At 63.9% G+C, this 13,816-nt stretch carries 14 protein-coding genes; 6 read left to right on the top strand and 8 right to left on the bottom strand.

What is annotated here, in order from left to right; translation table 11 throughout:
• The first annotated feature begins 8 nt into the window (after window positions 1–8).
• A complete protein-coding gene (locus tag ASG92_RS26060) occupies window positions 9–2,258 on the top strand; it encodes a PEP/pyruvate-binding domain-containing protein (RefSeq protein ID WP_162256368.1) in 2,250 nt (749 codons plus the stop codon).
• A 79-nt stretch (window positions 2,259–2,337) separates the two neighbouring features.
• Here ASG92_RS26060 and ASG92_RS26065 read toward each other — a convergent pair whose 3' ends face one another.
• Window positions 2,338–4,011, bottom strand: coding sequence for a thiamine pyrophosphate-binding protein (locus ASG92_RS26065; protein ID WP_056635681.1), 1,674 nt, complete (start codon window positions 4,009–4,011; stop codon window positions 2,338–2,340).
• 120 nt (window positions 4,012–4,131) lie between these two features.
• Window positions 4,132–4,635, bottom strand: coding sequence for an Lrp/AsnC family transcriptional regulator (locus ASG92_RS26070; RefSeq protein WP_056635684.1), 504 nt, complete (start codon window positions 4,633–4,635; stop codon window positions 4,132–4,134).
• Window positions 4,636–4,727: 92 nt separating this feature from the next.
• Here ASG92_RS26070 and hisC point away from each other — a divergent pair, with 92 nt between their 5' ends.
• Both hisC and ASG92_RS26080 read left to right on the top strand, forming a co-directional pair.
• Window positions 4,728–5,825: a histidinol-phosphate transaminase gene (gene hisC / locus ASG92_RS26075; RefSeq protein WP_056635687.1), complete on the top strand. Its 1,098-nt coding sequence runs from the start codon at window positions 4,728–4,730 to the stop codon at window positions 5,823–5,825.
• 56 nt (window positions 5,826–5,881) lie between these two features.
• Window positions 5,882–7,294 (top strand): amino acid permease, encoded by a 1,413-nt coding sequence (locus ASG92_RS26080; protein ID WP_056635688.1) that lies wholly within the window; start codon window positions 5,882–5,884, stop codon window positions 7,292–7,294.
• 87 nt (window positions 7,295–7,381) lie between these two features.
• On the opposite strand, the gene ASG92_RS28835 is transcribed toward ASG92_RS26080, so the two are convergent.
• On the bottom strand, window positions 7,382–7,678 hold the full coding sequence (locus ASG92_RS28835; RefSeq protein ID WP_157372498.1) for a hypothetical protein: 297 nt from the start codon (window positions 7,676–7,678) through the stop codon (window positions 7,382–7,384).
• Window positions 7,679–7,702: 24 nt separating this feature from the next.
• On the opposite strand from ASG92_RS28835, the gene ASG92_RS26085 reads away from it, so the two are divergent.
• From ASG92_RS26085 to ASG92_RS26095, 3 genes are read left to right on the top strand one after another with little or no spacing between them, the layout of a single operon-like run.
• Window positions 7,703–8,176 (top strand): nitrilase-related carbon-nitrogen hydrolase, encoded by a 474-nt coding sequence (locus tag ASG92_RS26085; protein ID WP_240987320.1) that lies wholly within the window; start codon window positions 7,703–7,705, stop codon window positions 8,174–8,176.
• 52 nt (window positions 8,177–8,228) lie between these two features.
• Window positions 8,229–8,480, top strand: coding sequence for a toxin HicA (locus ASG92_RS26090; protein ID WP_056635689.1), 252 nt, complete (start codon window positions 8,229–8,231; stop codon window positions 8,478–8,480).
• A complete protein-coding gene (locus ASG92_RS26095; protein ID WP_056635692.1) occupies window positions 8,481–8,831 on the top strand; it encodes a type II toxin-antitoxin system HicB family antitoxin in 351 nt (116 codons plus the stop codon).
• 349 nt (window positions 8,832–9,180) lie between these two features.
• Here the strand turns inward: ASG92_RS26095 and ASG92_RS26100 are convergent, their stop codons facing one another.
• From ASG92_RS26100 to ASG92_RS26125, 5 genes are all read right to left on the bottom strand, one after another.
• Complete coding sequence (locus ASG92_RS26100) at window positions 9,181–9,471, bottom strand: hypothetical protein (RefSeq protein WP_056635695.1); 291 nt, start codon at window positions 9,469–9,471, stop codon at window positions 9,181–9,183.
• Between the two features lie 547 nt (window positions 9,472–10,018).
• Window positions 10,019–10,606 (bottom strand): hypothetical protein, encoded by a 588-nt coding sequence (locus tag ASG92_RS26110; protein ID WP_056635701.1) that lies wholly within the window; start codon window positions 10,604–10,606, stop codon window positions 10,019–10,021.
• A complete protein-coding gene (locus tag ASG92_RS26115; protein WP_056635704.1) occupies window positions 10,606–11,145 on the bottom strand; it encodes a hypothetical protein in 540 nt (179 codons plus the stop codon). Before ASG92_RS26115 ends, ASG92_RS26110 begins: the two co-directional genes overlap by 1 nt.
• A gap of 47 nt (window positions 11,146–11,192) precedes the next feature.
• Entirely contained in the window at window positions 11,193–11,444 is a 252-nt protein-coding gene (locus ASG92_RS29085; RefSeq protein WP_056635706.1) for a sigma factor-like helix-turn-helix DNA-binding protein, read from the bottom strand.
• On the bottom strand, window positions 11,428–13,785 hold the full coding sequence (locus ASG92_RS26125; RefSeq protein WP_056635709.1) for a sigma-70 family RNA polymerase sigma factor: 2,358 nt from the start codon (window positions 13,783–13,785) through the stop codon (window positions 11,428–11,430). Before ASG92_RS26125 ends, ASG92_RS29085 begins: the two co-directional genes overlap by 17 nt.
• Window positions 13,786–13,816: the final 31 nt, after the last annotated feature.

The raw sequence follows: 13,816 nt of genomic DNA on the forward strand, positions 1-13,816 counted from the left end.
TTGGACGATTGGCAAGGACCGGGGAATTCGTGATTCCTGCCGGGATTGTCCTGTCCGCTGACGGCGCGCAATTCACTGGTGAGGAGCTCGATGTGGCGGAGCGCTCAATCCAGGACGTTCTCGGAGACGTGGATCTTGCTGTCCGTTCCTCCTCCAGCGACGAAGACCGAATCGAAGCGTCATTTGCGGGGAAATACGCCACAGTTCTCGGCGTTCGGGGGAAGGATGCATTAGCTGCTGCCGTCCGGGATGTCCTGGCCTCAGCAGGGGAGGCGCCCATGGGCGTCCTCATCCAAGAGTTGGTCCATCCGGATGCTGCCGGTGTGGCGTTCAGTGTCAACCCCGTCAGCGGGGACCGGGATCAAGTTATTGTTGACGCCCTGCCGGGGCTAGGGGACCGGCTCGTTTCCGGCGAGCTCACTCCCGAGTCATGGACGGTGAAATCAGACGGAGTTGCTTATACGAAGGACGACGGCGAAGTGATCACCGCGGAAGTTGCCAAACGTATCGCCGACCTCGCCAGAGACGTGGAACGTGTAGAGGGCGTTCCCCAGGACATTGAGTGGGCCCTCGCGGGTGGACAGCTGTACCTGCTGCAGGCTCGGCCCATCACCACGCTTGTCGAACCGGTGCCGGTGCCGGTGATCGTGCCGCACGGGTACTGGGAACGTGAATCGACTCACGCTCCCGAGCCGGTAACGCCAATGACTGCTTCCGTTCTGGACGTCAGTTCCGGCGCACGGCACATGGCCGAGCGTTTCGGACTGATCGCCCAGTTCGACTTCCGCGACATCGGAGGCTGGATATACATGTCAATGCTTCCGCTCGGAATGGAGCCCCGGAGCGATAAGGCCCCGCCCCTGCCGGGATGGGCGCTGGCATTGCTCCTGCGCCTCATACCTGAGGGCAGGCGACGTATCCGCGCTGCACGCCAGCAGCGCGAAGAAGACCTGAGCATGCAGATTGTCAACGAGTGGAACAACCACCATGTTCACCGGCTTCGCGTGCGGATCCAGGCTCTCAGGGACGTCGATCTTGGCGCCCTGACCGACGGACAACTGGCCGCCCATCTGGCTTCGACCCGTGAATTCCTCGCCGAATCGGTACCGCTGCACTTCCTCACATCCATGCCTCACTTCCTTGAGACCACCCGCTTGGAGCTCTTCTGTGAAGAGCATCTCGGATGGGACTACCTGCAAGTCCTGAATCTGGTGGCCGGTACTTCCGAGATGTCCTCCGAGCCAGCCAGGGAGCTCCGCCGCCTGGCCGATCGAGGGCTTGAGCCGGCCGAGAAAGAACAGGCGCTTGAGGAGTACCGGCGCATTTACGGGGCGCGTGCCCTCTCCACCGAGATTGCCGAACCGACGTTCGGCGAGTGCCCTGGCCTCATCGCCGCCCAACTCGAAGCTTTGGCTATCGGGCGCAGGCAAGACCCGGCCCAGGAGCAGCAACGGTTACGGGAGGAAGCTGCAGCCCAGGCGCGGAAACAACTTCAAGGTGAGGCGCTCGACACTTTCAACGCCCTGCTTGACAGGGCCCTTCGCGCCTACCCCCTGAGGGAGCACAATGTGTTCTACGCTTTTGACTCCCCGCTTGCGCTTGTTCGTTATGCGGTCCTTGAGGCCGGCCGCAGGATGCAGCGCGCCGAGTCCATCACGTCCGTCGACGACGTCTTCTACTGCACGGCCGATGAGGTGCAGAAGTGGCTGGAAGGGCAGCGCGGAGACCTTCACGTCCATGTGCGGCGCCGACGTGGGGAACGGGCTTGGATACTCGCGCATCCAGGGCCAGCCAGCTACGGGACGCCTCCGCCGCCCCCTCCCAACACGAGGTGGCTGCCCGCGGATGTGCGGGAAATGCTGACGCTGATGATGCGGATTGGCCAACGGCTGGTTGCACCGGAAGGAAGCTCGCAGGAGCAGACGGCGGACGAGGGGATCCTGCGAGGGACGCCAGCCTCACCGGGGACTTACATAGGAGCGGCACGTATTGTCGCCAATGAGCGTGAGTTCTCCCGTATCCGGCCTGGCGACGTACTCGTCTGCCCCACTACGAGATCCTCCTGGTCCACCGTCTTTGCTTCAATAGGCGCCGTTGTCACTGATGCGGGCGGGGCACTGTGCCACCCGGCCATCATCGCCCGCGAACATCGGATCCCTGCTGTTGTCGCAACAGGCAATGCCACGAAAGTCATCCGCGATGGAGCCATCGTCATGGTCGATGGCACAAATGGGACGGTGAACCTCCGCACACCGTGACGAGAGGTACTCGTAGCCCCGTTTCTCGCTTTGGCAATGATTCGGGGCTTCGCCTGAAGCGCCCTGTAGCCGATTCCAGTTAACCGGCCACCGCCGCCTTCGCGGCCTGCGAGGCCCTCATCCACTCGCTCAACCACGGGGCGCGCACACTTGACGTGATGCGGCAGTCGGCCACGAAGGTTCCGTTGGCGCCGGCGTCGATCCAGTCCTTGAGCGCGGAAAGGTCCGCCAGTGAGCGGATGATCGCCGACTCGGCACCGAGAGCGCGGGCAATGCCGCTGAAGTCCACCTCGGGGATCAGCATGGGCTTTTCGGTCAGGCCCTGGGAGCCGTACTGGTGGATCTCGGCTCCGTAGGCGGCATCGTTGTAGATCACGACTACGGCGCTGCGTGCCGCCCCAATGAGCGATTCGAGGTCGGACAGGCCCATCAGGAAACCGCCGTCGCCGGACGCCAGCACCAGGGTGCGGCCGTCCTCCACTGCGCGGGCCGCCCCGACGGCGCTGGCAAGGCCCAGCCCGATGGCCTGGTAGGCGGTCCCCACCATGACCAGGTCCTGGGGCCTGGGGATGCGCCAATACATGGGTGCCCAGCCGACGAAGTGCCCTCCGTCCTGGACCACCGTACGGCGCTCCGGCAGCACCGCATCCAGCGCCGTGGCAAGGGAACGCGGGTCCAGCCGGCCGTCCGGGGTCTCCGCGGAGCCTGCCTGGTGGCCCGGTCCCTCGTCCAGGCGTTTGCGGGCTTCCGCGCGCCACGCTTCTGCGCGGCTGGCGTTCGGCGAGGCCGGGCCATCCAGCATCCTCAGGATGCGTCCCGCAGCAGACTTCACGTCCGCGCTGACGAACGTATCCACCCGGGGGTGCGTCGGCTGCAGGGCGGTGTCGATTTGGATGACGGTGCTGTCCGGGCCGAGCAGGTGCCCGAACCGCATGGTGAAGGGGCTCAGGCTTGCCCCGGCCACGAGGACCACATCAGCCTCACCCATGAGCCCGGCCGCGGCGTCCGTGCCGAAGCCGCCCGCGACGCCGAGATACCCCTCGCCCTGGAGGAGGTTGAGCGCCAGGGCGGTTCCGGCGGTCAGCGCGCCCAGGCGGTCGGCGAGCTCCCGGAGCTCCGGGCCGGCGCCGGCGAGATGCGCACCGCGGCCGGCGAGGATCAGCGGCCGCTTCGCCCCGGCGAGCAGCCGGGCTACCTGCACGAGGCCGCCGTCGACGTCGTCCGTCACCTTCGCTGCCGGCGGCGCGGGAAGCTCTTCGTCCGCAGCTTCGAGTGCCGCGAGGTCGTAGGGAATGGCAATGACGACGGCGGTCCGCTTAGTGAGTGCGTACTCCACCGCCTGCTGCGTGATGACGCCCGCGGCGTCGCGGGTGACGGTGAAGGTCGCCGCGCCAAGGCCTGCAGCGATTGCCGCCTGGTCCACGTCCTGGGGCCGGGCGCCGCTGCTCGGCGCGTCCCCGGTGACCAGCACCACCGGGATCTGGGCCTGGACCGCCTCGGCGAGGGCGGTGAGTGCATTGGTGTAGCCGGGGCCGTAGGTGGTGGTGCCCGCTGCGAGACGTCCTGATGTCCGGTAGTAGGCGTCGGCCGCGGCGATGGCGGCGCCCTCATGGCGGACGGGGGAGAAGCGAAGGCCCAGCTTTTCCGCGGCGTCCAGGAAGTAGACGTTTCCGTTGCCCATGACGCCGAAAACATCGCTGAGATAGCTGCTGAGAACCTGCGCCACGCGGCCGGAGACGGTAAGTGAAGTCATGCAGGAATCTTGTGGGCTGGTTCACAGATAGGCAAGAGAGTCGAGTTTGATTGGGATATTTGGCAGGAGACTGCAGCCTCAATTGAAAATCTGCGCACTTGTGGCGTGCATCACCCGCATTTAGTGGGAAGGGCGGGTTTCCTGCTCGGTGAGCCGGCTCAGGAGGCCGTCGTAGCGGGGCGGCATGAGTTCCAGCACGGAAATGGCCGTGCTGGTCCGCTGGATCCCCTCGATTTCCAGGATCTGGTTGGTGATGCGGTAGAGATCGGCCGTACTGCGTGCCACCACCTTAGCCATGAGGTCCGCGTCCCCGGTGGTGGCGTGCACCTCGATGACCTCCGGGATCGCGGCGAGCCCGTCTTCCACCGCACCTGTCCGCGTCTGGCTGATGGACAGTGAGAGGAAGGCCATCAGGTCATAGCCAAGCGCGGCGGGATCCAGCCTCCGGCTGAAGGAGCGGAGGGCGCCGCTGCGCTCGAGCCGTGCCAGCCGGGCGTGGACCGTGTTCCGTGCGACGCCGAGTGTCCGCGAGAGTGCTAGCGCGCTGGCTTCCGGATCCTTGTCGAGGGCCAGGATGATCCTGCCGTCGAGGGAATCCACGGTGCGGGGGTTCGGGATGGTCATATTTTCACCACAGACAGTAGAAGTTGAGCAGAAGTCCCAATGGGTTGAGCGTATCTTGCATTGTGGGCCGGGTCACAACATGATCGTTCCTCATGACCCGTGATCAGCTCCTGACCGCACCGGACACCGCGCTCCCCACCCTTCGTGGCGCTGTGGCCGGACTTCCGCCCTACGTCCCGGGCCGGCGCAGCGCCGGCCCGGACATTGCAGCCCTCGCCAGCAACGAAAGCCACTACGAGCCACTGCCCGCCGCCGCCGCTGCGGTGGCCGCAGCGGCCGGTACCATGAACCGCTACCCTGACAGTGCCGCCGTCGAACTCCGCGAACGGCTTGCCCGCCACCTCGGCGTCACGGCCGGAGAGGTGGCGGTGGGACCCGGCAGCGTCGGCGTCCTCCAACAGATCATCACCGGCCTCTGCGACGCCGGGGATGAAGTGATCTTCGCGTGGCGCTCGTTCGAGGCCTACCCCATCCTGGTTGAGCTGGCAGGCGCCCGGCCGGTCCGCATTCCGCTGGACGGCGCTGAGGGCCACGACCTCGATGCCATGGCTGCGGCCGTCACCGCCCGCACGAAGGTCATCCTGCTCTGCACCCCCAACAATCCGACCGGTGTGCCGATCAGCCACGAACGGATCGAGGCCTTCCTGCAATCCGTCCGCTCCGACATCCTCGTGGTGATCGACGAGGCCTATGTGGAATATGCCGAAGCGGGCATTGGCCCCGATTCCCTGGCGCTCTACCGCCAGTACCCGAACGTCTGCATCCTGCGCACCTTCTCCAAGGCGTACGGGCTCGCCGGCCTGCGCGTGGGATACGCCGTGGCGGCGCCGGACATCGCTGAGGGACTGCGCCGGACCGCCCTTCCCTTCTCGGTGAGCGCGATGGCCCAGAAGGCGGCCATCGCGTCGCTGGATGCCGGGGAGGAGATGGAAGCCCGGGTCGCCGCCGTCAGGCAGGAGCGCACGCGGATGGCCGCACAGTTGGAAGCCCAGGGCTGGAAGCTGCAAGCGAGCCAGGGCAACTTCCTGTGGATCCGTGCGGATGACCGTCTCCAGGCGGGGCTGGTGGACGCGTTTGACCGCGCGGGCATCCTGGTCCGGGCGTACCAGGGCGACGGGGTGCGGATCACCGTTGCCGGCCCCGCCTCCAACGATCGCGTGCTCAGGCTTTTGGAAGCCCACGCAGCCTGAAAAACCGACTGACCTGAAAACCCCATCCGTTCCACCTACAAACCAGAGGACTCCCCATGGAACAACAGACAATGACGTCTGGCCGCGCACTGGGCGCCGCACTCAAACCCCGCCAGCTCACGATGATGGGCCTCGGAAGCGCCATCGGCGCGGGCCTCTTCATCGGCTCCGGCGCCGGCATCCAGGCTGCCGGCCCGGCCGTGCTGATCTCCTACCTCGTGGCCGGCACCCTCATCATCCTGGTGATGTGGGCCCTCGGCGAGATGGCCGCCGCCAATCCGGACAGCGGTGCCTTCTCCGTATATACCGCCAAGGCCTACGGGCCGGTGGCCGGTGCCACGGTGGGCTGGCTCTGGTGGCTGCAGCTCGTGGTGGTCATCGCCGCGGAAGCCCTCGGTGCGGCAGGACTGCTGGCCACCATCTTCCCGGCCCTGCCGGTGTGGCTGATGGCCTTCGTGTTCATCGTGGTGCTCACCGCTGTGAACCTCACCAGTGTGAAGAACTTCGGTGAATTCGAGTTCTGGTTTGCTTTGCTCAAGGTGGCAGCGATCGTCGGGTTCCTCGTGGTTGGCGCTGCCCTGCTCTTCGGCTGGCTGCCGGGCGTCCCGTCGCCGGGCCTGGCCCACTTCACCGGAGACGGCTTCGCGCCCAACGGTTTCGCCGGGATTGCCACGGCACTCTTCGTGGTGGCGTTCGCGTTCGGCGGCACCGAGATCGTTTCCGTGGCGGCAGCTGAGACCGCCGAGCCTGCCCGCAGCGTGAAGAAAGCGGTCCGCACGGTGCTGTGGCGCATCCTGGTCTTCTACATCGGTGCAATCTTCGTTATCGCGGCTGTTGTTCCCGTAGGTTCGGCGGGGCTGAAGAGCCCGTTCGCCGCGGTCTTGGAAGCCGCCGGCATGCCCGGCGCGGCCACCGCCATCACGCTGGTGGCCGTCGCAGCGCTGCTCTCCGCCCTCAACGCCAACCTCTACGGTGCCTCCCGGATGGCGTTCTCCCTCGCCGAGCGCGGTGAAGCGCCACGCTTGCTTGCCTCCGTGTCCAAGGCTCGGGTCCCGGTTGTCGCAGTCCTGGCCAGCGTCGTCTTCGGCGTTGTCACGGTTGTGCTGGAGCTGGCTTTCCCCGAGAAGGTCCTTCCCGTCCTGCTGAACATCGTGGGTTCGACGTGCCTGTTGGTCTGGACGTCCGCGCTCCTCGCCCAGCTCGCGCTGCGCCTCCGCGCCGACCGCGAGGGGACGGAGCTTCCCCTGCGGATGCCCGGCTTCCCGTGGCTCACGGTGTTTGGTCTGGTCATCCTCGCCGCGATCTTCACGGTGGGATTCATCGGCGAGGATTCCCGACCCCAGCTCCTGAGCACTTTCGGACTCGTGGCGCTTCTGGCGGTGGCTAACTGGCTTCACCACCGTTCCGGGAAGGTTGCGCCGGTTGTCGAATCTTCGGATGGTGCCAAGCAGCCGGTGCTCATCGACTGAATCAGGCGGTGCGTACCGATTCGCTGGTTTAGGACACACGAAGGGCGCGTCCGGCTTTGGCCGGGCGCGCCCTTCGTAATGCAGAAACTACTTGGTTACGTGAACGACCACTGCCTTCTCGACGGCTTGTTCCGATCCGGCGTTGTCGATTCCAGTAACTGTCCAGTTGCTGAGCAATAGCACTGTCTTGCCGGTGTCGGAGTTGTAGACGATTTTTTTGAAGCCCAAGGCGGACAGCTCATCGTCAAGTGCCTCTGGGTTCATTCCGGCTGCATTGACGGGGATTACGGCCGTTGCTGGAGTAGCTGGCGCAGGCGCAGGCGCAGATGCGACGACGGCGGCGGCGGGCGCAGGTGCCGCCGTGACAGTGGCAGTTGCTTTCACAGCTGACACAGTCGCCGTCGCTGTTTGCGTCACAGTCTGCGTGACGGTCGGAAGATCCATCTCTTCGATACCCAGGGCTTCGGGGAGTCGACGTACATCAAGCCGGGTCCGTCCACCAGCCCGGTGGTGTTCGATCACGGGGGAGCGCGCTTCGGCCTCATGACCTGCTACGACCTGCGGTTCCCGGAGCTGGCCAGGTCACTGGCCGACGCCGGCGCGCAGGTCTTGCTGGTCTGCTCGTCCTGGGTGCCGGGTACCCACAAGACGGAGCAGTGGCTGGCACTGAACGCGGCGCGGGCCATTGAGAACAGCGTGTACGTGGCAGGGGTGTGCCAAGCGCCGCCGGTGTCCGTGGGCCGCAGCATCCTGGTCGATCCCATGGGGGTCGTTGAAGCCGATCTCGGGCTAGAGCCCGGCGTCCGGGGCGTGGACATCTCGCTCGAGGCGGTGGCGAGGGTACGGGAGCTGTTCCCGATGTTCCGGCAGCGGCGGTTGTAGGCAGTCCGGTAGTTCCCTTGAGGAAAGGTGCCAAAAATGGCACCATAGATCTGTGACGAGTATCGCGAAGATCGAAGCGAAGGCACGACACTCGCCCGAGAACGTCTCCTATACCGACATGCTGAAACTTTGCACTCACTATTTTGGCGAGCCCAGGTCGGGTTCGGGCAGCCACAACGCAATCTTCAAAATGCCTTGGATCGGGGATCCCAGAATCAATCTTCAGAACAAGAATGGCAAGGCGAAACCCTATCAAGTGAAGCAAGCCATAGCCGCCATCGACCGCAGCAAGGAGGAGAGCTAGATGTCCACACGAAAAGCAGCCGTTCCGTCCCCGGTTGCGCAGTATCGGTACTCGGTGCAGTGGTCGCCGGAGGACCAGGAGTTTGTTGCCACTGTTCTTGAGTTCCCTTCGCTGTCGTGGCTGGACGAGGATCAGTTCGAGGCACTCCGCGGTGTTGAACGCTTGGTTTCCGATGTCATCAAGGAACTTAAGCAGTCCGGCGAACCCGTGCCGCAACCAATATCGACTCAAACGTTTAGCGGCAGGCTTAACCTCCGTGTACCCCCTGAGCTTCACCGGAAGCTGGCGATTGAGGCCGCCAATCACGGAGTGCCGCTGAACAAATACGCCACTGAGTTGTTGACGGCATAAGGGAAGTTCTTTGGTTACAAAAAGCACTTGGCGCTAAGAACTTTTTGTATTTGTCTGAAATGTCCGCGGTGGCGGCTACTTTGTCGGCATGGCTGAATCAGGAAAGACAAGGAAAGCTGCTGCGACAAGAAGGTGCCCGATCTGCGGGCACGAATCCTGGCGCATCATCTACGGCATGGTCATGCGTGACACAGTCGAGCAAAACCCGAAGGCGGAATTTGCTGGTTGCGTCATGATGCATGAACAGCGTATCTATCCCGCGACCGGCCACGTTGAGTGGGGCTTGCCTAAGTGGGCTTGCCAGCGTGCAGAGTGCCGGCACCGCTGGTGGTAGACGGCACCCGGCAATCTATAAGTCGTCATCGGCTCTACTCTGCCGCGACTGTCGCAGGACCTCAGCTTCTCCAGCCAGGCAGAAAATCAAAACCAGCTCGCTTACCGTCTGTCCCGTGATGCGCTCCACCATTCGGGCATAGGTGTATAGCTGGCGCCAGTATGAGCTCATCCTCTCCTGCGTGACGCTGATGTCCGTTTTGAAGTCGGCGATGACCAGCGTGCCATTGTCCTCGCGGTACATCAGGTAGCCGTCGCATCGCCGCGTTGGTTCCAAGCTTGCGGCCAGCGAGAGTGAAAGCTTCATGGTCTGTGTACCAACGCGACCCCAGCCCCTCCTTGGCCTCCGTGTGGATCCGAAGCACTTCATGCATGAGCTCAGGGAGTGCTGGGTCGGACGGGTTAGGTACGGCGTCCAGCAGCTCTGCCGTCTTGGCTATTGCACGGGCAGTGGCGGGCTGTTCGGCAACATCTTTGAAGAGACCTGGATTGTCAATGAGTACCTTGCTGACTGCTCCAAGCCTGAGGACCGGCAGAAGCGGGCGTTGTCCTTCGAGGATGGGGTCGTCGGCGATGAGTTCAGTTGCCAGATCCTTCAGCGTGAGGGCCTTAACTCCCGCACTTCCTGCACCCCCGTTGAGGGTCCTGCCGAGGAAATGGGCCACATCCCGCCCGGAAGCATGGGACGGGACCAGGACGGTGACAGGAGCAAGCGGATCCGCGGTCTGGCCCCGGCTGATCATTGCCGCAAGCTCAGCCAGAGCATCGCTCACCGACGGAAAAGTACTGCAGGTCATGCTGTCCCCCTCATCCTGACATCTCACACAACATAGCAACCGGCACTGACAAAACTGCTATGCAGTTCCCGAGCCGCCGTCCCCGCCGGCCTCCGCGGCGGCGGCAAGCAGACGGTCAAAGCTCGTTATTCCATATTTAGGAGGCGTGACGTTGATGACGACGCGGGTTGTCCGGACGACGTTGTCCACACGCTTCACCACGGGATTCCGGGCCGGCACAAGCAGTGGTTCACTGATTGCCTGGAGTTCCAGCCCGGGAACACCGTTGACGAGCAATGGGAGGGGCAGGCCGTTTTCGATCAGTCCCCTGAACTGTTGAGTGGATAACCGGTGAGCAGTATTTCCGGTCAGCCCCACGACTATGTCGTTGACCGTTGCGGTGAGGCCTTCCAGGAATTTGCGTTCGACGGAGGCCTTCCCTTTGATGGACAGCGCCGTGAAGATGACGGCGAAGACAGCCGTAAAGAGAAGGACCGCCCCTAAGCTCCTGAGGCCGGGCACGAAGATCATGAGGATGAGGCTCAGCACGGCACCGATAACGGCGAACCCTATGAACATGTTCACGCCGTCCTGTCCGGGGTGGCCGCTCCACTGTTCGGACGTGAAGCTGCTGAGGACGCGCTGTTCCGGCTTGGGATTTGGCATTAGCTGTCTCGTTTCGCTTCCAGTAGGGCCTCGGCCAAGATGATGGCGTGCCGTGCATCCTGGAGATCGCTACGCAGACCCGGATCCGGGGTCACCACCGCAGCCGCGTCCGACGTCCCCACAAGTTCTCCGATCGCCCTGCTGAGGTTCTCCCGCTCTTGCGCGAGCATCCGCGACGAAGTTAGCTTCATTTTGCTCTTCTCCAGCCCCGCGAGAGATTTATTGATTTCGTCGCAGCGTGCGCGGACCACAGCTAAACGGTCGCCGATTCGCTGCGTGCGGTTCCTGAAGAGGGGCTCCATCTTCAGTGCAATCTCATGGAGCTCGATCAGGGCAGCTTCCCGCCCAGGCTTTCCGGCGATGTCCGCCAAGAGGTCGTCGCACCGGCTGAGCCGATCCTCCCAAAGCCGAAGACCGGTGTTGTTTTGCCGAAACAGCAGAGTCAGAATTTCAAGGGTTTTGTCAAGGACGTCGCGTCGCACCATGAGTTTGGCGCTGGCGGCATCGAGGCGTCCGATGAACTCCTCATAGTTGTCCACCTTTGCTGCACTACGGGTCGACCACGCTGGCTTCCTAGGCTCCGCCATCAGTCTGCGCCCGAATCGATGCCGTTGTTCGCGGCCGCGCTGCCGACGCAGTAGTCGCGAAGGGACAGTGACCTTTCTGGTTCTTTGAGCAGCGCCATCGTCTTGGATTCGATCTGGCGGATGCGTTCGCGGGTGACGCCGTAGACCTTCCCGATCGCGTCCAGCGTCTTCTCCTCGCCGTCGTCAAGGCCAAAGCGCATCGCGATAACGCCGGCTTCCCGCTCTGTGAGAGTGTCAAGGACCGCGTGCACTTGGGCCTTCAGCTGTTCCCTGGCAATCCGTTCTACGACGTCCACGTCCGACGGGTCGACAAGCCGGTCCGCCAGCGGCTCCAAGCCGCCTTTGCCATCGGGAACCAAGTAGTCCAGTGAATGAGCTGGCCGGTCGAGATTCAGGAGGTACTCCACCTTCTCCGCGGAATGGCCGGTGCGCTTTCCGAGTTCTGCAGGAGTCGGCGTATATCCCCGCGAAGTCGCTTCGCTGCGCGGCCAGGACCTTTTGCACCTGCTCCACCACATGAACAGGCAGTCGGATCATGCGTCCCTGGTCCGCCAGACCCCGAGTGACGGCCTGGCGAATCCACCAGGTCGCATACGTCGAAAACTTGTAGCCGAGAGTGTAATCGAACTTGCACACTGCCCGGTGAAGGCCGATGTTGCCCTCTTGGATAAGGTCCAGAAAGTCCATGCCGTGGTTCATGTAGCGCTTGGCGATGGACACGACGAGCCGCAGGTTCGCTGCGAGCAGGGCGTCGGCGGCGCGGTCACCCAGGAGTTCCATCTCGCGGAGCTCCCGGGTTTCCCGACGTCCGCGGGGAACACCGTCCGCCAGAAGGTGCGACGCATACAGGCCAGCTTCGATATCCTGGGCAAGCTCGACTTCCTGCTCCGCAGTCAGAAGGTCCGCACGAGCAGCATGACGCAGATAATCCTGGACGGCGTCCTCGCTAAACCCTTCCAGACCGGCAAGTTCCTCCGGCCAGTCCGGATCTTCCAGATCAAAGTGCGTGGGCTCGGTTCCGTCCAGTTCGTCCGCGCCGGGCTCCGGCAGGAAGACGTCCGGTTCCGGGTCATTAGGAACATCCTCGTCCGCCTGATCCTCCGGACCACTTCTGACATCGTCCACGGACGGCGCCCCGGTCTCACCCGAACCCGGGGACATAGGTACGCCCTCGCCATCCGGCAGGTCCTCAACAGCTGCCTCGCTGAGGAGGAAGTCCTGCAGCCGGTCCAGGTCGGTCTTGATGTCGAAGAAGTCCAAGTTGCGCGCGTACGGCAACACCTTGCCGAGGAACTCCTCGCCTTGGACATTTGGGTCCTCAACAGTGCCGGTGGAGTAGAGCACCACGAGGCGTCCGACGCGACCGTCCGCCTTTATACGGATGACACGGCCGAGCCGCTGGACCATCTGGCGCTGGCTGCGGTTGGCAGCCACGATGATCCCGAGGTCTGCTTCCGGAACGTCAATGCCTTCGTCGAGGAGCCGGGGCGCCGCCAGGATCTGGGAGGCCCCGCTGCGAAAATCCTCCATGCCCTGCTTCCGGTCGTCCTTGCCCATGCCGCTGAAGAGGGCCGACGCGCGGGTCCCCATGGCGGTGTACAGCTCCTGTGCCCGGCGCGCTGACTCCTGGGTCTGGGTGAAGACGAGGGTGCCGTGGGACCCATCGACCGTTTCCTTCAGGGCTGCGAGCGCGTGATATTTGGTCTTTGCCTCGGCCAGCAGAGTGAGCCGTGACGCCATTGCCCGCATGTACTTGCGGGCAATCGTGGCTTCCCTGCTCGGCGAATCCGACGCCGCGAGGGTGGCCACCGCGGCGATGAACTGGTGGAAGGGCCGCCGGGGGATTCCTGCGTAGGACTCCAAGTTTCGGGCCGCTTCGAACATCGTGTTCGAGAATTCCTCGTAGTTGACCTGTTCGGAGTGGGTCAGATCAACTCCGACCAGCGCGACGTCGAAAGGCGCGATGACCTCGTCCTTGAGCGCACGGTCGTACCAGAGCTTGTAGACGACGCCGCCGAAGTAGGGCGTTAGGAGGTTCTCGTGCTCGCCGTCAGACCTCTCGTAGGTTGCCGTGAGCCCGAGACGCCACGCATACCCCTCCTTGAGTGCGCCGGTGAACATCGGTGCGGCGTAGCGGTGGCACTCGTCAGCAATGATCAAGCCGGCCTTGTGGCTCTGAAGCGTCTCGCGGTTGGATGCCGAATGGACGATAGACACCAGAATGTCGACGTGGTCGAGAGAATCGAAGCGGCCGTCGCCGAGTGACCCGCGCCGGGCTTTCGGCAAGTCGCGGTGCAGCGACGCAAGCCATTGGCGTTGGAGCTCAGCCGTTGGCACGAGGATAAGGACCTTGATGCCCTGCCGGACTGCCTCGAAAGCGGCGGCGATGCCGACCCGTGTCTTGCCGGAACCGGTGACAGCTTCGACCACACCGCGGCGGGCGTTCGCGTGCCACGCCTTCAGGGCTTCCTGCTGCCACCCGTACAAGAATGCGTAGTCATACGAAGCCGGCACGGACGCGGGCGCAGCCCGGGCCGGCACCTGCGGAAGCGTCAAGATCGGGTTCGGCTCGGCGTCGACCAGTTCTGGCATTTCATCCCCCATTGGACGGTTTGGAACTTAG

The sequence above is a fragment of the Arthrobacter sp. Soil736 genome (assembly GCF_001428005.1).
GTDB lineage: Bacteria > Actinomycetota > Actinomycetes > Actinomycetales > Micrococcaceae > Arthrobacter.